At 63.3% G+C, this 19,548-nt stretch carries 15 protein-coding genes and 1 pseudogene; 5 read left to right on the top strand and 11 right to left on the bottom strand.

Features of this window, described 5'->3' with window-relative positions; translation table 11 throughout:
* Positions 1–179: 179 nt before the first annotated feature.
* Positions 180–1,790 (bottom strand): inorganic phosphate transporter, encoded by a 1,611-nt coding sequence (locus FJ930_RS01505; RefSeq protein ID WP_141833994.1) that lies wholly within the window; start codon positions 1,788–1,790, stop codon positions 180–182.
* 105 nt (positions 1,791–1,895) lie between these two features.
* Between FJ930_RS01505 and FJ930_RS01500 the strand changes: the two are divergent.
* Positions 1,896–2,090: pseudogene (locus tag FJ930_RS01500) on the top strand (PfkB family carbohydrate kinase); the annotation flags it as partial.
* Positions 2,091–2,121: 31 nt separating this feature from the next.
* Here the strand turns inward: FJ930_RS01500 and FJ930_RS01495 are convergent.
* The 7 genes from FJ930_RS01495 to FJ930_RS01465 all read right to left on the bottom strand — a co-directional run bounded on the left by FJ930_RS01495 (position 2,122) and on the right by FJ930_RS01465 (position 12,165).
* Positions 2,122–2,817, bottom strand: coding sequence for an SDR family oxidoreductase (locus FJ930_RS01495; protein WP_140742941.1), 696 nt, complete (start codon positions 2,815–2,817; stop codon positions 2,122–2,124).
* A gap of 1 nt (position 2,818) precedes the next feature.
* Positions 2,819–4,222 carry a GH1 family beta-glucosidase gene (locus FJ930_RS01490; protein WP_141833991.1) on the bottom strand — a complete coding sequence of 468 codons (1,404 nt, stop codon included), beginning with the start codon at positions 4,220–4,222 and terminating at the stop codon, positions 2,819–2,821.
* Positions 4,203–5,852: an amino acid ABC transporter permease gene (locus FJ930_RS01485; RefSeq protein ID WP_141833988.1), complete on the bottom strand. Its 1,650-nt coding sequence runs from the start codon at positions 5,850–5,852 to the stop codon at positions 4,203–4,205. The genes FJ930_RS01490 and FJ930_RS01485 overlap by 20 nt, the downstream gene beginning before the upstream one ends.
* Positions 5,853–5,917: 65 nt before the next feature.
* Entirely contained in the window at positions 5,918–6,664 is a 747-nt protein-coding gene (locus FJ930_RS01480) for a transporter substrate-binding domain-containing protein (RefSeq protein ID WP_141833986.1), read from the bottom strand.
* A gap of 22 nt (positions 6,665–6,686) precedes the next feature.
* The gene (locus FJ930_RS01475; RefSeq protein ID WP_141833983.1) at positions 6,687–7,757 is read right to left on the bottom strand and encodes a LacI family DNA-binding transcriptional regulator; all 1,071 of its coding nucleotides are present in this window, start codon (positions 7,755–7,757) and stop codon (positions 6,687–6,689) included.
* Positions 7,758–7,976: 219 nt separating this feature from the next.
* Positions 7,977–8,990 (bottom strand): amino acid ABC transporter substrate-binding protein, encoded by a 1,014-nt coding sequence (locus FJ930_RS01470; protein ID WP_141833980.1) that lies wholly within the window; start codon positions 8,988–8,990, stop codon positions 7,977–7,979.
* 118 nt (positions 8,991–9,108) lie between these two features.
* Positions 9,109–12,165, bottom strand: a complete 3,057-nt coding sequence (locus FJ930_RS01465; RefSeq protein WP_141833977.1) for an aminotransferase class III-fold pyridoxal phosphate-dependent enzyme — start codon at positions 12,163–12,165, stop codon at positions 9,109–9,111.
* Positions 12,166–12,295: 130 nt separating this feature from the next.
* On the opposite strand from FJ930_RS01465, the gene FJ930_RS01460 reads away from it, so the two are divergent.
* On the top strand, positions 12,296–12,736 hold the full coding sequence (locus FJ930_RS01460; RefSeq protein ID WP_140742955.1) for an Lrp/AsnC family transcriptional regulator: 441 nt from the start codon (positions 12,296–12,298) through the stop codon (positions 12,734–12,736).
* 128 nt (positions 12,737–12,864) lie between these two features.
* Here the strand turns inward: FJ930_RS01460 and FJ930_RS01455 are convergent, their stop codons facing one another.
* The gene (locus FJ930_RS01455) at positions 12,865–13,398 is read right to left on the bottom strand and encodes a TetR/AcrR family transcriptional regulator (protein WP_141833974.1); all 534 of its coding nucleotides are present in this window, start codon (positions 13,396–13,398) and stop codon (positions 12,865–12,867) included.
* 145 nt (positions 13,399–13,543) lie between these two features.
* Here FJ930_RS01455 and FJ930_RS01450 point away from each other — a divergent pair, with 145 nt between their 5' ends.
* Positions 13,544–14,884, top strand: a complete 1,341-nt coding sequence (locus FJ930_RS01450) for an efflux RND transporter periplasmic adaptor subunit (protein ID WP_141833970.1) — start codon at positions 13,544–13,546, stop codon at positions 14,882–14,884.
* Complete coding sequence (locus tag FJ930_RS01445) at positions 14,881–17,964, top strand: efflux RND transporter permease subunit (RefSeq protein ID WP_141833968.1); 3,084 nt, start codon at positions 14,881–14,883, stop codon at positions 17,962–17,964. Before FJ930_RS01450 ends, FJ930_RS01445 begins: the two co-directional genes overlap by 4 nt.
* Positions 17,965–18,174: 210 nt before the next feature.
* Here FJ930_RS01445 and FJ930_RS01440 read toward each other — a convergent pair whose 3' ends face one another.
* Together FJ930_RS01440 and FJ930_RS29925 are read right to left on the bottom strand one after the other, a co-directional pair.
* Positions 18,175–18,630, bottom strand: a complete 456-nt coding sequence (locus FJ930_RS01440) for a L,D-transpeptidase (RefSeq protein ID WP_141833966.1) — start codon at positions 18,628–18,630, stop codon at positions 18,175–18,177.
* 262 nt (positions 18,631–18,892) lie between these two features.
* The gene (locus tag FJ930_RS29925; protein WP_181763249.1) at positions 18,893–19,147 is read right to left on the bottom strand and encodes a hypothetical protein; all 255 of its coding nucleotides are present in this window, start codon (positions 19,145–19,147) and stop codon (positions 18,893–18,895) included.
* Positions 19,148–19,331: 184 nt separating this feature from the next.
* On the opposite strand from FJ930_RS29925, the gene FJ930_RS01430 reads away from it, so the two are divergent.
* Complete coding sequence (locus FJ930_RS01430; RefSeq protein ID WP_141833960.1) at positions 19,332–19,499, top strand: hypothetical protein; 168 nt, start codon at positions 19,332–19,334, stop codon at positions 19,497–19,499.
* Positions 19,500–19,548 lie beyond the last annotated feature (49 nt).

The following is a 19,548-nucleotide window of genomic DNA, read 5'->3' as shown; positions in this document are numbered from 1 at the left end:
GGGCTGCGCCGCGACGCGTCGCTCCAGGATGACGAAGCAATGGGCGTTTCGCGCCAATCTCCAAGGCATGCGCCGGTCAACGCAAATGCACGCACTCTCTTCAAACTTGCCCCTCGCTCAACGAAAAAGGCAGCGCCGGTCGCTGGCGCTGCCTTTGTGTTCGAGAACTTTCGGCTCGCTCAGAACACTTGGCGGAAGACGATGAACAGCACGAAGGCGAGCGCGATCGAGCATGGCAGGGTCAACACCCAGGCCAGCAACAGGTTGCGTACCGTCGACCATTGCAAGCCGGACCCATTGGCCGCCATCGTTCCGGCGACGCCCGACGACAGCACATGGGTGGTCGACACCGGCAGGCCAAGCCGGTCGGCCATGCCGATGGTCACCATGGCGACGAGCTCGGCGGCGGCGCCTTGGCCGTAGGTCAGGTGGCTCTTGCCGATCTTCTCGCCGACGGTGACGACGATGCGCTTCCAGCCGACCATCGTGCCGAGCCCGAGAGCCAGCGCGACAGCCACCTTCACCCAGAGCGGGATGAACTTCGTCGCATTGTCGACGGCCTTGTGGTAGTCGGTCACCGCCTTCAGGTCGTCGTCTTTCATCGGCAGCAGCTTCTTCTTGTCGATCAGCTTCAGCGCTTCGCCGATCAGGTAGATGTCGTTTCGCGCGTTGCTGACCAGATCGGTCGGCACCTTTTCGACCGAAGCGTAAGGCTGCAGCTCGGCAGTTGTGTTGTGAATATAGGCCTGCAGAGCAACGGTCGTCTGATCGTTCCACGTCTTGCTGCGCACGGCTTCCTGCACGGCTGCCTTTGCAGCATTGGCATCGGCAACGGTGACGCCGGGCTTGACATATTTGCCCAGCGCCGTCTCGACGTTGACGGAAGCCGACTTGTAGGCCTCGAGATAGTTGATGTCGGGCGTGCGGTTGAGCGCGTAGGCGGTCGGCACGACGCCGATCAGGATGAGCATGATCAGGCCCATGCCTTTCTGTCCGTCATTGGAGCCGTGCGCGAAGCTGACGCCGGTGCAGGTGAAGATCAGCAAGGCGCGGATCCACCAGGGCGGCGGGGCATTGCCCTTCGGCGCTTCATAGAGAGCCGGGTTGCGCACCAGCAACTTCATTACATAGAGCAGGATGGCGGCGGCGAAGAAGCCGACGATCGGCGAGACGAGCAAGGTGGTGCCGACATTGGTCGCCTGCCCCCAATCGACGCCGCTGGTGGCGCTGCCGGCCGGCGCCATGAACTGGTTGGCGAGGCCGACGCCGATGATCGAGCCGACCATCGTGTGCGAGCTCGACGCCGGCAGGCCAAGGAACCAGGTGCCGAGGTTCCACAGAATCGCCGCGACGAGCAGCGCGAACACCATGGCGAAGCCCGAGGAGGAGCCGACCTGCAGGATGAGCTCGACCGGCAGCAGTGACAGGATGCCGAAGGCGACCGCGCCGCTCGAGGTGAGCACTCCGAGGAAATTGAAAACGCCCGACCACATCACGGCGAATTCGGCCGGCAGGGAGCGCGTGTAGATGACGGTCGCCACCGCATTGGCGGTGTCGTGGAAACCGTTGACGAATTCGAAGCCGAGCGCGATCAGCAGGGCGATGCCGAGCAGGATCCACGGCACGGTCTTGGCTACCGCCAGATCCTGGCTGAGCGCGTAACCGACATAGACGATGCCGACCAGCACCAGCACGCCGAAGGCAGGCAGGAACCACTTCGCACTGCCTGATTGCTCGAGCGGATGCTCCGGTCTCGGGATGCCCGCTTCACTAGAAACTATGTCCACCATGTCCCACTCCTTTTGCATTGCAGCAAAGACCTGGGAAGGACGCTATGTCCGCACGATGAACCCTGTGTGACGCGAAGAGGCGGCTTTGCGCCTATGCGGACCAGCCCGGAGCAGGCCGCGCGAGAAATCCGCTCCAGCATGCGCGAAGGCGCGACCTTCGTCGTCAAGCGCGGACCGCGAGGCGCCATCTCCATCGGCCCCGATAGCACGCTTGTCGAGGCCGTCGCATCCGATGTCCGCGTTGTCGACACGATCGGTGCCGGCGATGTCTTCAACGCCGCTTTCCTGGCAGCCATGGCGGCATCCAGCGTGGAGACCGGGTGCTTTTCGACTACCACCCGATAGGCACGCCGTCGAACGTCTGGAAGGAGCCGCTATCTCCAGGCGTCGCGCTATCGATGATCGTGCGCAGGCCCCGCGCACTGTCCTCGACCGCCAGAACCGCCTGATCGCCTCCCATATCCGTCTTCACCCAACCTGGATGGAGCGACAACACCGTTATCCCGTCGACGCGCAAATCCTGCGCCAACTGGGCGCAGACCATGTTGAGCGCTGACTTCGAGCAGCGGTAGGCATAGTCGTCGTCATAATCATCGAGCAGCCCCTCAGCCATCGACCCGGCCCGGCTGCCGATGTTGGCGATGACGCGCATGCGCCCCGCAACCAGGTTCGGGCGCAGCGCCCTCGCCAGCAACAACGGACCGAGCGTGTTCGTCCGCATGACCTTCAGGAATTCATCCGGGGCAAAGCTGTGCAGGCCAGGGATCTCGCTGCGGATGGCGGCATTGTTGACAAGCACATCCACGGGTCTGCCGGTGAGCCGCGTGGCAAGGTCGCAAATGGAAGCGGGATCGGCGACATCGAGCGGCTGGAACTCGATTCGACCCGTGCAACCTTGAGCCGGATGCGTGCGCCCGCAACCGATCACGCGCCAGCCATGGTGGGCGTATTGCAACGCCAGCTCGTGGCCGAGCCCGCGCCCGGCGCCAGTTATAAGGACCGTGCCGCCATGCCCTTCCGCAGCCAAGTCAGGCGCTCTTGGCGACCGGCACGGTTTCCTGCCGGGCAATCATGGCGTAGACCTCGCCGGAATATTTGATGTGGCGTTGCTGCGTGGCGAAATCGACATGGGTGATGCCGAACGGTGTCGTATAGCCATAGGCCCATTCGAAATTGTCGGTCAGTGTCCAGGCGAAATAACCCCGCACCGGCACGCCCTCGCCCGCCGCCTTGGCCACTTGCTCGAGATGATCGACGTAGTAGGCGGCGCGCAGATCGTCCCAGACACGCCCGTCGTCGCCAACCTTTTCCGGCGTCGTGGCGACGCCGTTCTCGGAAATGTAGATTGCCTGCGGCGCATAGCGGTCGTTCACATAGCGCAGGATGTCGTACATGCAGCGCGGCCATATCTCGTAATCGACCGCCGAATAGATGCCTTTCGGTTGCACCCGTCGATAGCTTAGCGGCGCGAGTTCGTCACCCGCCGCGATCACCGAGCGACGGTAGATGTTGATGCCCAGATAGTCCACCGGCGCGGCGATGATCTGATTATCCCGGGCATCGACCGGCGGCAGCAGATCGCCGTAGAGCTCCAGCATGTCCTGCGGGTATGTGCCCGTGAAGACGGCGTCGAGAAACCAGCGGTTCTGGGCGCCGTCGAAGCGCCGTGTCGCCGCGACATCGCGCGGATCATCGGTAGCGGCCTCCGCGACGTTGAGATCGAAGACGATGCCGACTGACGCATCCGCTACCTCGGCCCGGATGACTGGAACAGCCAGGCCATGACCCAGCAATGCATGATGACTTGCAGTCACGCCGCCTTTCACACCATCCCGCAATCCCGGCGCATCCTCACCGGTCGCGTGTCCCGACCAGCAGAAGGTCCAGGGCTCGTTGAGCGTCGTCCATTTCTTGACGCGATCGCCGAAGCTGCGGGCGGCAAGCCCGGCATAATCGGCAAAGGCGGTGGCGGTTTCGCGACTGTACCAGCCGCCACGGTCTTGCAACGCCTGCGGAAGGTCCCAGTGGTAGAGCGTTGCATAGGGCTCGACGCCGGCTTCAAGCAGATCGTCGACCAGCCGATCGTAGAAGGCGATACCCTTGGCGCTGGCGTCGCCTCGACCTTCGGGAAGAAGCCGCGTCCAGGCGAGGGAAAAGCGATAGGCGCCAAGGCTGAGCGCCTTGAGCACAGCGATATCTTCCTTCCAGCGATGATAGTGATCGCAGGCTATATCACCGCTCGAGCCATCCACGATCACGCCGGGAACACGGCAGAACCGGTCCCAGATGCTTTCGCCCTTGCCGTCCGCGTCATGCGCGCCCTCGATCTGATAGGCCGCGGTCGCGGCGCCGAACACGAAGCCTTGCGGAAAGACCAGACCGGCGGCGCGGGCTTCAAGGGTCCGGCGTGCGTTATCGATGCTTGATGTCATATTTTCTCTCGATGGTGCTGACGAGGCTTGCCGCCGCCAGCGTCAGAAAAATGTAGAAGATGGCGGCTGAGTTGTAGGGCGCGAACGGCAGGAAACTTGCCGACTGGAATTCCCGCATACGCTGGGTGATGTCACGGATCGACAGGATAGAGAGCAGGGACGTGTCCTTGAGGATGGCGATCAGTTCGTTGCCGAGCGGCGGAATGATGATGCGGAAGGCTTGCGGCAGCACAACCAGCCGGGCGGTACGCCAGCCATTGAGGCCGAGACTGTGCGCTGCCTCGATCTGGCCCGCAGGGATTGCATTGATGCCGGAACGAAATATTTCGGCGAGATAGGCCGAATAGGCCAGCGCCATGGCGGCAATGCCGCGCACCAGGTTCGGCGGATCGACCACGCCCTGCGTGGCGTCCTTGAGCGCGCCGGCGAGCGGCAGGCCGACATAGAGAACGATAACCAGCATCGGGATGCCACGGATCGTGTCGACGATGAATTCCGAGCCGATCGAGAGTGGGTGTCTGCGGTGGATATGACCGCCGAAGGTCAGCAGCCCAAGCACGATCGCCAGCACCGCGAGCGTAATGCCGAACGCCTTGTCGCGATCGTTCAACGCCTCCGCTTGCCACAGCACGGGCAATGCGCCCGGCGCCGTTGCGGCGGGGACAAGTGCCGCGCTGATATCGGGAGCCTTGCCGATCGCATCGAGCGCTTCCGGCGCGCCACGAAAGGTGCGCAGCGGCACATCGCGGTCGGGACCCCCGGGAAATTGCCCGTAGCGGACGGGGCCAAGTATCCCCGACGGGGTCCCGGCCGTGACCGCGACTTTCCCGGCGAGAGACCCCACAAGCACATAGCTGTCGCGCGGCTGGAGCAGGAACCACGCGGCAGCGCAGATCATGAGGATGGTTGCCGCGATGCAGGTCACGTCCGCCCGCCAGCTGTATTTGAGCTTGAGGAGCCCGACCCAGAGCAACCCCATCATTGCAGCCAGCATGTAGGCGGCGATGGCCGCCCGGATCGTCGTGGCGACACCCGCCGCGAATGCGATATGCGCGAAAAGCAGGATGAAGGCCAACCCGGCGCCGTTCACCGCCGCAAGTGCGAAGCGGGCACAACGGTGCGTCGCGTTGCCGGCGCCATTGCGGGCGGCGATGAAGAACGCACCGAGGAGCACGATCGTCAGGCCGAAATAGGCTCGCAACAGGAGTGCGGCCTGGCCGCGCACCATGAGGTCGGCGGCATCCGTCAATCGCCGCGGCGTAACGCCCTGAACCACCAGATTGGAGGTGAACGGATCGACGGCGTTCGCCACGACCGAGGCCACGAAGGGATAGGCCACGCCGGTTGTCGCAAGCACCATCGCGGCGGCAAGGTTGACCCCGGCGGCGACGATCGCGAGACGCGGTGACCTGGACGAAGCGCGCGAGAACACGACCACGGCAAGGCCGGCGAAAAAGGCGACAGCCAGCGCCAGAAAGCCAGGCACGAAGACCGACGAGCCGTTCTCCACGCCCAGGATGGCGCGAAGCGAGCGCTGATAGTTAATCGACGAAGCGAAGAGATAGACGATGAACGGCAAAGCCGCGACGATGATCAGATTGCTGGGCCGCAGGCGCATCAGAAACTGCATCCGGTCCCGTCCCTCCCTCACGGCGGCTCCGGTGCCCGGCACCGGAGCCAAAGCCTTTCAAGCAGTTATTTCACGCCCCAGTATTTGGCGATCAGCGCGTCGAGGCTGCCATCGGCCTTGATGGCCTTCAGCCCTTCGTTGAAGGCGGCGACATTCTCGTCACCCTTGCGGAAGACCAGCCCCAGGGGATCGGATTGGAGATTCCTGATCGGCACCACCAGTTCGCCCGCGAATTCCTTTTCATACGCGGCGGCATTGGCGCCGTTGATCACGACGCCGTCCACGTCCTTGTTCTTCAGCGCTATGACGGAGGCGGCGAAACTGTCATACGCGACCACATTGTCCTTGCCGACAATGCTTTCGGCGACCTGTGAGTCGGTGGTGTTGGCTTGCGCCGAGAGCTTCTTGCCTTTCGCCTTGAAGTCATCGAGGGACAGGCCCTCGTCTTCAACGCGCATGAGGACGGCCTGACTGTTGATGATGTAAGGGTCCGAGAAATCCATCGCCTTCTTGCGTTCGTCGGTGATGGATACACCGGAGGCGACCAGGTCGAAACTTCCCTGGTCGAGAGCGGCGAAGATACCATCCCAGCCGGTGGTGACGAATTCAGCCTTGCAGTTGATCTTGCCGCAGACCGCCTTGATCACATCGACGTCGAAACCGACGACCTGGCCGCTCGCCGCGTCGACGCTTTCCATCGGCGGCGAGGTGGTGTCGGAACCCACCTTCAGGACCTTGCCCCCGAGGTCGGCAGCGCCGGCAGTGCCGGCCGTCAATACCGTCAGCGCAAGTCCGATCAGAATCTTCTTCATGTTCTTTCCTCCCATGTCATGATTAGCGGCGGTTTCGCCCGCCGAGATTGTCCGGCTGCCGGCCGATGAGCTCGGGTCTCGAGACCATGGTGAGCTTTGCCGCATCCTCACCCGCCATGCGTCGCAGCAGAAACTCCCCGAGCTTGCGGCCGAGGAGTTCGATTGGCTGGTAGAATGTCGTGATCGGCGGGGTGAAGTACGCACTGACGTTGATATCGTCATAGGCGATGACGTCGACATGCACCCCGACGCGCCGGTCGAGGCTGCCCAGCGCCGACAGGACGCCCAGGGTGGTGGATTCGTTGATGCACACCAGGGCGGTGGGCGGGCTGGGCAAGCCAAGAAGTCTGAGCGCGCTGTCACGGCCGAAGCGGGTGGACAGATCGCCGTCGGCCACAAGGTCCATTGATGTGGCAAGCCCTGCCTCGTCGAAGGCGCGCGAAAAGCCGTCAATCCTGTCCAGGGCATAGGAAAGACGGCGATCCGCGTTGATCAGCGCTATCCGCCGATGTCCGCCCGCTATCAGCCGGGCCGTGGCGGTGAATGCCGCCCATTCATTGTCGACATCGACATGGGCATAGGTGAGCGGCTTGCGGCATCGGCCAAGCGACACGAACGGAAAATCGCTTTCGACCAGCATGTCGATACGCGGATCGTCGGCTTGCACGCCGGAAAAGATCAGGCCGTCGGCCGCGCTCTGGTCGACTATGCGGCGGGCTGTGTCGAAAGCGTCGCCGAAATCCCGGAAACCGTGAACGGAGAGCTGATAGTCGCTGTTTTCCAGCGCCTGGCTTATGCCGCTCAGGATCTGTGTGTATTCAACGCCGTCCCACTCATAGCCGGCAGCGGACGTTATCGGCATCAGCACCGCCGCCCGATAGGTCTTGCCGGTCCTCAGCGCCATGCCTCGGATGTTCGCCTGATAGCCCAGAGTCCGCGCTGCGGCGACGATGGCGTCCCTGGTCTGCTGGGCGACCACGGGGGAACCGCGCAGAGCCTTCGAGACGGTGGCGATCGAAAAACCCGTGTGGGCCGCCAACGTCTTGATCGTCGGCGAAAGTTCCCGATGCTCGGATTTTTTGCTCGCTGCCATGGACCGCTGCTTCTCAAGGGTCAGCATTCGTAACATCGGATAAAAACGTTTTCAAGAAGGATAAAAACGTTTTTATGTCCAAATTCCGGACATCGATCGAAGAGCGGCGATGATGCGCGACGGCACACATCACCGCTCCGTTCCGTGAAGTGGAATGGCCGGGCAAGGAGCCTGGGCCCGTTGCCGGCCCGGCACCAAACAAGCGTTCGGCTTCAGGCCTCAGCGCGCGGGTGGCGCATACATCAGGCCGCCGGCATTCCACAGCGCGTTGATGCCGCGCGCGATCTTCAACTGGCTCGACTGGCCGAGATTGCGTTCGAAGATCTCGCCATAATTGCCGAGCTTGGCGACGATGTTGTAGGCGAAGGCCGGTTCGAGCCCGATCTGCTTGCCGTTGTCGCCCTCGACACCGAGGAACCGGCGGATCGTCGGGTTCTGCGACTTCAGCGAGGCTTCCGCATTGGCTTGCGTGATGCCGTCCTCTTCCGCCTCGATCAGCGAGAACAGCGTCCAGCGCACGACATCGAACCACTTGTCGTCGCCCTTGCGTACGGCCGGACCCAGCGGCTCCTTCGAGATGATCTGCGACAGCACCATGAAGGCCGCGGGATCGGTCAGCTTCAGGCGCTGCGCATAGAGCGCCGAAGCGTCCGTGGTGTAGACGTCGCAACGGCCGCTGTCGAACGCCTTGATGATGCTGTCGGCGGAATCGATGGCGACCGCCTCGTACTTCATCTTGTTGGCGGTGAAGTAGTCGGCGACGTTCTGCTCGGTGGTGGTGCCTTGTTCCGCACACACCGTTGCGCCAGAGAGCTTCAGCGCGCTATCCACGCCGAGGTCCTTGCGCACCATGAAGCCCTGGCCGTCATAATAGGCGGCGCCGACGAAGTGGATGCCCATGCCCGTGTCGCGCGACAAGGTCCAGGTCGACTGCCGCGACAGGATATCGACGGTGCCGGCCTGCAGCGCCGTGAAGCGCTCCTTGGTCGACAGCGGCACGTAGCTGACCTTGTCGGGGTCGCCGAAAACGGCGGCTGAAACCGCGCGGCAGAAATCGATGTCGAAGCCGCTCCATTTTCCCTGGTCGTCGGGTGCTGAGAAGCCGGCCACCCCCTGGCTGACGCCGCACAGGATCGAGCCCCTCTGCTTGACGATGTCGAATGTGTCCGCCTTTGCCGGAGCGGCCAGCGTGGCCGCTCCGAGGGCGAGCGCGGTGATCAATGCATGTCTCATGGTTCCTCCCTTGATGAGGCAAAGCCTCTCCTGCCGCCGGCACGTGAAGCACCGGACTTCGTGAAAATCGCTGTCGTTCTGTCAATTCACGCACCGCCAGACGGTGCGCTGGTCTGTCCTAAGCCTCTTGCGCCAGAACCGCCGTCAGCGTCTCGTCGAGAACGCCGACAAGATGATCGGCATTGGCCCGGCTGAAGATCATCGGCGGGCGCATCTTCAGGACATTGTCATGCGGTCCCTCGGTGCCGATCAGCACGCCGCGTGCCCGAACGCCGTCATTGATGCGGCGGGCAAGCGCTGTCGCCGGCGCCTTGGTTTTGCGGTCCGCGACCAGTTCGATGCCGAGGAAGAGCCCCTGGCCACGCACGTCGCCGACGATCTCGTAACGATCCTGCAAGGCCTTGAAGCGCGCCATGAGATAACAGCCTATCTCCTGCGCATTGCGCCTCAGGTCGTCGCGCTCGATGACGTCGAGCACCGCGAGCCCTGCCGCGCAGGACACCGGATTGCCGCCGAAGGTGTTGAAATACTCCATGCCATTGTTGAACGAGGCGGCGATCTCGGCGGTGGTCACCACGGCCGCCATCGGGTGGCCGTTGCCGATCGGCTTGCCCATGGTGACGACGTCTGGCGTTACCCCCTGGGTTTCGAAAGCCCACCAATGGCTGCCGACGCGGCCAAAGCCGACCTGCACCTCGTCGGCGACGCAGATGCCGCCAGCGGCGCGCACCATCGCGTAGACTTCCTTGAGATAGCCATCGGGCAGGAACACCTGGCCGGCAACGCTGGGGATCGATTCCGCCAGGAACAGGCCGGGCGCGCGGCCTTGCCTCGCCATGTCGGCGATCTGCTCGGCGACGCTTTCGGCAAAGCGCCTCGCATGCTCGTCATCAGGCCATTCAGCCGGTGCACGGTAGCTGTCTGGAATGGCTGCCTCGAACACATGCGCCGGGCGCCCCTTGCCGCCCTTGCGCTTGTATTTGTAGGGGCTGAGGTCGATCAGCTCCTGCGTCGTGCCGTGATAGGCCCAGTCGAGCACGATCGCGTCGCTGCGGCCGGTATGGGTGCGCGCCATGCGCAGCATCAGGCTGTTGGCCTCGCTGCCCGAACAGGCGAAGGAGGCCACGGACAGCCCGGCCGGCAGCGTCGCCGTCAGCCGCTCCGCATAGGTGACGATCGCGTCGTGCAAATAGCGTGTGTTGGTGTTGAGCTTTGCCGCCTGCCTCGCGATCGCGTCCACCACGTCAGGATGGGCATGGCCGAGATGGCAGACATTGTTGAAGCAGTCGAGATAGGCGCGGCCGCGATCGTCGATCAGCCAGGCGCCTTCGCCACGCACGAACTTGATCGGCTCGGAATAGGAGATGGAGAGATTGGGCAGCAGCGACGCCTTGCGCGCGGCAACGATCTCCGGGCGTGACCGGCCACTCTGCTGGAAGGTTTCAGGCGGGATGCCGGCGAGTTCGGCGGCATCCGGAAACAGTTCCTTCCACACGTCGAGATAGCGCTCTTCACCCACCCCAAGGATGTCGCGTGCGGCAAGACTGGTATCCGTCGATATCTGGAAATGCAGATGCGGCGCCCAGCCGCCATTTTCCGCAGGTAGGCCCATCTCGCCGACAAGCGCGCCCGCTTCCAAGCGGTCGCCGGCCTTCAGCCGCCGTCCAGCCTCATGCGCCATGTGGCCCCACAGGGTGATGAAGGGCGGGCAGCCTTGCGGCGCATGCTCCAGCGCCACCAGGCAGCCATAGCCAAGTGGATCCTCCTCGATCTCGACGCTTCTGACCGTGGCGGCGAGCGGCGTGTAAAGCCTTGTGCCCGCCGGCATGAAAAGGTCGAGACCGAGATGGTTGGCGCGCCGCGCGCCCTCCACGAAACGCGACTGGAAGATGTCGCTGGTATAGACCGTGCGGGCCTCGCCCCATGGACCGATGCCGAGCGCAATGCCATGTTCAGCGCAATAGGCATCCCACCATGCTGTCGCCTTGTCGGGCTGTTGCGCGGCCGATGTCACCGTCATCGGATTTTGCGGATCGCCGTAGGGCACAAGCGCCTTGGCAAGCGTCGCCGGATGGCGGTCGAGGATTGGCGCAAGATGCGCGCGGTTTGCCGCGATCCAACCTGTCACGGCGCGGGCTCCGGGAGCGGCTTCGAAGCCGCAGGCATGGCGCAGGATCGCCGTGGCGAAGCGCCGGTTCATCCTGCCCAGACGATTGAGCAGCCGCCAGGCCGGCGCTTCCGAGATCGACAGGTAAGGATTGTCGGCGGTCCGCTCCTTGCGCGCCGCCGACAGCGTCACCGAGGTGACGAGACGCATCGCGATGAGGTCGAAGAGCAGGTCGAGTTCCTCTTCGCGCAGCGGATATTCGGCATGGAAGCCGGCGGTCAACCGTGCGGCCGCACCAATCGGATCCTCGACATCGAGGATGGCATAGGCGCAGGCGACGGCGACCTCGGCGATCAGCACGCTGTGCAAGGCATCGCCGAAATCGATCAGCCCGGCGACACGCTCGGGCTTTTCGGGATCGACGAGCACGTTCCAGTCATTGGCGTCGTTGTGGATCACCTGTGCCCGCAATGCCGGCAGGCGAGGCGCGACCTCGGCGTCGAAATGATCGAGCAACCGCTCCACCAAGGCGCGATCCCGGTCATCACCGATGTGGTGAAGGCGCTGCCGCGCGCGACCGGCCTGGCGAATGTCCCAGTCGAACGAGCGCAGCGCGCCGGGATGAATGAAGCCCTGCAGGGCGCGGTCAAGCCGGCCAAGCGCACCGCCGAGGCTTTCAAGCAGCACCGGCGTGGTCTGGCTCTCTGCCAGCGGCTGTCCGGCGAGCCATGACACCATGCGCACGGCATGATCTTCGCCGCCCGTGCCCTTGGCATGCGCGAGCGAAGCGCCCCGTGCCGTCTTCCTGAGATGCGGTACGGCGAGATCCGGGCTGTTGCGCTCGAGGTGGTCGAACAACGCCGTCTGGAATTCGCTCTCGGCCAGCGGCTCGCTGGCGTTGACGATTTTCAGGATCCAGAGCGAGCGGTCGGGAGCAGCCAGCTTGAAATTCTGGTCGCGCTCGCTGTCGAGCGGAGTGACGCTGCCGGCAATGCCGAAGTGCCGCGTGGCGAGATCGACGGCCTCGCCTTGCGAGAATTGAGGTGCTGGGTGGGAGACGTTGGTCATCTGAAATCCGCATCTGCTTTGTCAAAGCTTGGCATGGGTCAAAAAATCGGGCATCCGGCAAAGCGTCGGTTGCGCCGGCACAATGACCGCATTGGCCGGCACATTAACGGAGCCAGGGGAGCGTGGCACGATGAGGGAACTGGACGCCAAGGATCGGGACATTCTGGCCATCCTGTCGAAGGAGGCGCGCATCCCACTGAAGACACTTGCCGGGCGCATCGGTCTGTCGCGCAGCGCGACGAGCGAGCGGGTGGCGTCGCTGGAGAAGAGCGGCGTTATCAGAGGTTACCGAGCCGATATCGGTCAGATGGACAAAGGCCTGGTCCGCGCCTTCCTGTTGGTCACGCTGATCCGCACGCCCTCCATCGGCATTCTCGACCAGCTGGCGCGCTATCCGGAAGTGCGGCGGGTGTCATCGGTGAGCGGCCAGCTCGATCTCATCGTCGAGGTCGAGGTGCCGTCGATCGACAGGCTGAATACGGTGCGGGACCTCATTGCCACGCTCGGCGGCGTCGAGGACCTGACGACCGCGATTGTCCTGCGCAGGGATATCGAACGCGCCGTGGAGTGATCCCTAGAGCATGATGCCGAAAAGTGTGAAACGGTTTTCGGACGACATCATGCTCTATCCGGCTCTAGACAGCGATCGTCTCTCTCGCTCCGTTTTCGCCACGCTCAAGCTCTATCTATCGGCTCTATCTATTTGGCGATTTCCAGCAGGGAAGACACCAGCAGCTCGCGTTCGTCTTTCGACAGCACATCGGAATCGAAGAGGTTCATGCTGCGCAGCCCCTCGATGGCGAGGTAGCAGACCAGCAGCGATCTGAGGTCGTTCGTTTCGCCCTTCAGCCGTTCGAAGAGCTGTCGCTTGAATGTCTTTATCGGCGTCATGAAATCGGGATCCTCGGCGATCGCCGAAAATATCCAGGAGGCAGAGGGTTGCTTTTCCTCGCAATCATTGGCCGACAGCCTGATGTAGACGGCGAGCGGGTTTTTGCCATTGTCATTGCTGTTGGCCGCCTCCAGCGCTTGCTCGAATTCGCGCAGATAGCCCTCGACCAGCCCTTGCATCAGTTTGGCCTTGGTCGGGAAATTGTAGAGCAGCCCGCCTTTCGATACGCCGGCGCGGCTGGCGACGGCTTCCAGCGACAGGCTTCCGGGGCCGGACTCCCGTGCGACGTCAGCCGCCGCGGCGAGAATTTTCTCGCGCGAATTCGTTCTTCGGGCTCTCATGGCGCCTCCCATCGCAAGCTTAGGCCCAATTGACAAGACCGTCCAGACGGTACAGTAAGACCGCCGCTATTTGAAATCGGGACCTGCAGTCGATATGTGTCCCGATGTCCGTGCTTCGCGCCGGATTACGACTGAGGGGTCTTTCTTGTTCAAGCGCATACTTCGTATCGTCATCGTCTTCCTGGTTCTGCTCGTCCTCGTGGTCGTGGTCGGTGGCATTGTCGGCTTCAACTTCCTGCGCGACAACGGCATCAAGCAGTATTTCGCCACGATGAAGCCGCCGGCGGCGACCGTTTCGACGACCATCGCCAAGCCGTCGAGCTGGACGCCGGGCGTCGAAGCGATCGGCACGGTGAGAGCCGTGCGCGGTGTGGACCTGACGGTTGAGACCACGGGCATCGTCAAGGAAATCCTCTTCCACGCCAACCAGAAGGTGCCGGACAACGCGGTCCTGCTGCAGCTCGACGACGCCGTCGAGCGCGCCGATCTCGAGGCACAGAAAGCACAGGCCGTGTCCGACCAGGCTGCATTCGCGCGCGCCATCGAATTGCAGCGGCGCGGCGTCGGCACCGATGCGACGCTGGACGCCGCGCGGGCGGCCGCAAGCGCATCCGCCTCGCAAGTCAACAGATTGCAGGCCGTGCTCGACCAGAAGCAGCTGACCGCGCCTTTCGCCGGCACGGCGGGCATTCCCAAGATTGACATCGGCCAGTATCTGGCGCCCGGCACCGCCGTGGTGACACTACAGGATCTCGATACTATGCGGGTCGATTTCTCTGTCCCCGAACAGCAGCTTCCACTGCTCAAGATCGGCCAGACGGTTCGGCTGGGCCTCGGCGGCGGCGGAGACATGCCGTTCGCCGGCGCCATTCGCGGCATCGATCCCAAGATCGATCCGTCCAGCCGGCTGGTGAACATCCGGGCGGAGGTCGCCAATCCCGATGGCAAGCTGACCCCGGGCCAGTTCGTGCAGGTGCGTGTCGAACTGCCCGAGGAGCAGAACGTGCTGGTGCTGCCGCAGACGGCACTGACCACCAGCCTCTATGGCGACTACATCTTCGTGGTGCAGCCGGCGAAGCCCGCCGCAGCCGCACCCACGCAGCCTGCCAAGCCGGAGGAAAAGCCCGCGGCAGCCGCCGACAAGCCGGTGGATAGCAAGCCGACGGACAACAAGCCGGCGGACAGCAAGGCGGCGGATGCCAAGCCGGCGGATGCGATGAAACCGGCGGCCGATGCAAGCAAGCCGGCCGACGCCGCGAAGCCCGAAAAGGCCGCGGACCCGGCCAAGCCCGCGCTGGTGCTGTCGCAGGTCTTCGTCAAGCCCGGCCGCCGCAATCAAGGCATGGTCGAGATCGTCGAAGGGCTGAAGGCCGGCGACGAGGTCGTCACCGCGGGCCAGAACCGCCTCTTCAACGGCATGTCCGTCAACGTCGACAACACGATCGACCCGACCAAATCGGCGAACAAGCAGGCCGGCCAGCAATGAGCTTTTCCGATCTTTTCATTCGCCGGCCCGTCCTTTCGACGGTTCTTGCCTGCATGATCCTGCTCCTGGGCTTCCAGGGCATCTTCAACCTGTCGATCCGGCAATATCCGAAGGTTGACGAAACCGCGATCACCATCACGACCGCTTATCCGGGCGCCAGCGCCGACCTGATCCAGGGCTTCATCTCGGCCCCGATCGCGCGCGCCGTCGCCTCGACCGAGAACATCGACTACGTCACCTCGTCGAGCCGCCCGTCTTCCAGCACGGTGACGGTGCAGATGAAGCTCGGCTCCAATCCCGACGTGGCCCTGACCGAGGTGCTGTCGAAAGTCCAGGGCGTGCGCGGCACCTTGCCGGATGCGTCCAAGGATCCCGTCATCGTCAAGGGCACCGGCCAGCAGTTCGCGATGATGTACATCTCGATGCAGAATCCGAACATGACCAAGGAGCAGCTGACGGAGTATATCGAGCGCGTCATCAGGCCACGCATGTCGACCGTCGAAGGCGTCGCCGACGTACAGATTTTCGGCGCCCAGCAATATTCCATGCGCGTCTGGATCGATCCGGTCAGGCTTGCCGCGCGCGGCGTGACGGCCGCCGAAGTTCTGGCGGCGATCAACAACTCCAACTTCCTGTCGGCGCCCGGCAACACCCAGAACGAATATGTCGTCTCGTCGATCACGGTGCGTTCGACGCTGCAGACGCCGGAGGCGTTCGCCGAATTGCCGCTGCGCTCGACCGAAGGCAATGTGGTGCGGCTGCGCGACGTCGCGCGCGTCGAACTCGGCGCGGAGAATACCGACACCAGGGTCAGCTTCAACGGCAAGCCCGGCACCTTCCTCGCCATCTTCCCGACGCCGGCCGCGAACCCGTTGACCACGGCGGCCGCGCTCACCAAGCTCGTGCCGCAGATCCAGGAAACGCTGCCGAAAGGCATGACGATCGAGATCGTCTACGATGCCACCGGTCAGATCAGCGCCTCGATCGACGAGGTGTTCAAGACCATCGCCGAGGCGGTTGCCATCGTCGTGGTCGTCATCCTGCTCTTCCTCGGCTCGTTCCGTTCGGTGATGATGCCGATCATCACCATCCCGCTGTCGCTGATCGGCGTCTGCTTCCTGTTGTTCGCGGTGGGCTATTCGATCAACCTTCTGTCGCTGCTGGCCATGGTGCTGGCGATCGGCCTTGTCGTCGACGACGCCATCGTGGTGGTGGAGAACATCCACCGCCACATGGAAGAAGACCACATGTCGCCGATGCAGGCGGCCTTCAACGGTATGCGTGAAATCGCCACCGCCATTGTCGCCATGACCATGACACTGGCTGCCGTGTTCGCACCTCTGGCCTTTACCGGCGGCCTCACCGGCTCGCTGTTCCGCGAATTCGCGGTGACGCTGGCCGGGTCGGTGGTGCTGTCGGGCGTCATCGCCATCACCATCACCCCGATGATGTCGGCGCGCCTCCTGAAGCCCGGCAATGCCGGCCGTTTCCAGCGCATCGTCGACGGCACCTTCTCGCGGGTCGAGCACGTCTATGAGCGTGCCGTCACCGGTTCGCTGAACTATCGCCCGCTGACGCTGATCATCGTGCTGGCGCTTGTCGGCGTGACCGGCTTCATGTTCACCAAGACCTCGACGGAACTGGCACCGGAAGAGGATCAGGGCTTCCTGCTCTCGCTAGTAACGGGACCGCGCTATGCGACCTCCGACTACACCGAGACCTACGTCAACCAGATCCTGGGCCTGGTGAAGGACATTCCCGAAACGCGGGCGCAGTTCTCGGCCGTCGCCTTCGGCGGCACGACCAACAGCGCCTTCGTCGGCTTCGCCTTCAAGGACTGGGCGGATCGCAAGCGCAATTCGAAGCAATTGCAGGCCGATATCACGGCCCGCATCGCCAAGGTTGCCGGTGTCCAGGCCTTCGTCTTCGCCCCGCCGACGCTTCCCGGCTCCGGCGGCGGCCTGCCGATCGCCATGGTGGTGCGCTCGACCGGCAGCTCCGCCGAAGTCTACGAGGCGGCCGAGCAAATCAAGAACAAGGCGCAAGCCTCCGGCCGCTTCATCGTCGTGCAGAACTCGATGGCCTATGACGCGCCGCAGGTGACGGTGACCATCGATCGTGACCGCGCCGCGGCACTCAATCTGCCGATCGCCGATATCGGCCGGACGCTGACGCTGCTGGTCGGCGGCGCCGAAGTGGCGCAGTTCGACCGCGACTCCAACAGCTACGACATCATCCCGCAGGTGCCGCAGGAATTCCGCGACAATTCCGAAAAGCTCGGCGAATATTTTGTCCGCAGCGTCACCGGCGAGATGGTGCCACTGTCGGCGGTGGTGAAGATTTCGAACAATGCGGCGCCGGCGGCGATCGAACAGTTCAACCAGCTGAACTCCTCAACCATATCAGCGCTTCCGCTGCCCGGCGTCACCACGGGCGACGGCCTGAAAGTGCTTGAGGACATCGCCCGGGAAAGCCTGCCCGATACATTCTTCATCGACTATTCCGGCCAGTCCAGGCAGGAGAAGGAGCAGGGCAACACGATCCTGATCGCTTTCGCGGCGGCTGTCATCGTCATCTATCTGGTGCTGGCGGCGCAGTTCGAAAGCTTCCGTGACCCATTGATCATCATGATGGCGGTGCCGCTGTCGATCTTCGGTGCGATCGTGCCGCTCAATCTGGGCCTCGGCACACTCAACATCTACACGCAGGTCGGTCTGATCACCCTGATCGGCCTGATCACCAAGCACGGCATCCTGCTGGTGGAATTCGCCAACCAGCAGCGTGAGATCCATGGCATGCGGCGGCGGGACGCCATCATCGCCTCGGCCAAGGTGCGCCTGCGGCCGATCCTGATGACGACGGCGGCGATGGCGCTCGGCGTGGTGCCGCTGATCGTCTCCAGCGGCGCGGGTGCCGCGGCCCGCTACTCGATGGGCCTGGTGATTTTCACCGGCATCCTGGTCGGCACCATGTTCACGCTCTTCGTCGTGCCCATGTTCTACACCTTCATCGCCAGCAAGGATCTGCCTCAGCTTGCCGAGAAGCCTGATCCCAAGCTGATGCCGGCATTGCCGACCTGAAGCAATTCCAGGAAAGTGTGTAACGGTTTTCCGATCGGGATTGCGCAAACAAACAACTGAAAAAGAGGCCGGAGATTTTGCGGCCTCTTTTTTGGCTGGGCTCGATGCCGCCGGTTTGAGTTGAGCTCATTATCACTATCACTGGAGGGCATTCCGGCGGGAGCCTTGGACGGGTGCACGGCGACGAACGGACAACCCGTTCCCGGCCTGCTACTTGACGATGACTATGCTGGTATTGGCCGGCCCGAAGGTCTCGACCAACTGATAGAAATCGGCGGCGGCGGCGGGATGCAAGCGCACGCAGCCATGCGAGGCCGGCTGGCCTAGACGCTTGATGGCAGAGGTCGCGTGCACCGCGTAGCCGCCGCTGAAGAAAACCGAGTGCGGCATCGGTGCGTCGTCGTATTTCTTCGAATACCACATCTCATGCATTCGCGTCGGCTTGAACGAGCCGGTCGGCGTCACATGCGCCCTGTCGCCGGTGGAGACCTTCCAGGCGAAGGTCGGCCGGCCATCGACCGAGACCTCCATGACCTGCTGCGAAAGCGAGACCCGCGCCACGATCTTGTTGGCGGCATGAGCAGCGTTGGCGCCGAACAGAAGCGCGGTACCCGTGAGCACGGCGGCGGTGATGTTGATCAACTTGGCGGCAATGGTGGTGTGCATGACGTCCCTCTCTCTGCCGGTCCGGCCGGCTCCAATTAGATGCAGGGCTTATCGCCACGCACTGTTTCGGATTGATTTCGTTAGATGCGCGGTTATGTTTCGATAACGTTTCCTAACAAGGCGTGCGTCTGCCGCTCTGTGGCGCTGCCACGATGATTGGCGATTGGCCGACACGCCTGAATGCGCGAAACGAAAGCGCGTATTATCCTTATATGAAAGAAATTCCACCGATTTCGAAACCAATCTGCAACAAAGCGCGGCTTCAGGCGGCATGATGCGGATACAGGCCGCCAGCAAGGTTGATGCAACGAAAGCAGACGGCAACGGTCATGGGAACGAAAACGAACACGCGGTCCTGGCTTCTCAGGATCAGCATCGCGCCGGCAACGGTCGGCGGCGCTGGCCCGGTTGCCGGCGGCCCCATGTCACGGCTGGCGGCAATGGCCTCGAGCGAGATCTCGACCCTGAATGCCGCGCTGTTTTCCGCCACGGTCTGGATTGTTTCCAGCCTGCGCATCGTCCGGCTCTGGGCCCTCTGGCGGGTTGGCCCTCGGCTGCTGGCATTGCGCGGCCCCTCCGGCAACTTGCTGCCGAGAGGACCGAAGGCCCGCGCCGCGACGGGGGGCTCCGTGGGCGGCGCGGGCACTTCGGGAGTTTCCTGAAGCGACCCGCGACACATCCATTTCTGGGGAATTGGTCCGATGAAAACGAAATTCGCAGCCTCGGTGCTTTCCGCACTGCTTTATGCACAGGGCCTGCTCGGCTTTGCCGCTCTTGCCACCGTGCTCCTCAAGGAGCGTGCCCACGCAGGTGAGTTCGTCATGGGCAACGACATGCCATCGGGCCCATCGCTGCTGGTGGTACGCTGAACCTCGAAGCATCGGTGCGAAAATGGAAGATCCGATGCTCAGCTGGAAA

The sequence above is a fragment of the Mesorhizobium sp. B2-4-15 genome (assembly GCF_006658505.1).
Classification (GTDB): domain Bacteria; phylum Pseudomonadota; class Alphaproteobacteria; order Rhizobiales; family Rhizobiaceae; genus Mesorhizobium.
The sequence above is the reverse complement of the archived record's forward strand: the minus strand, read 5'-3'. Positions and strand labels throughout refer to the sequence as shown.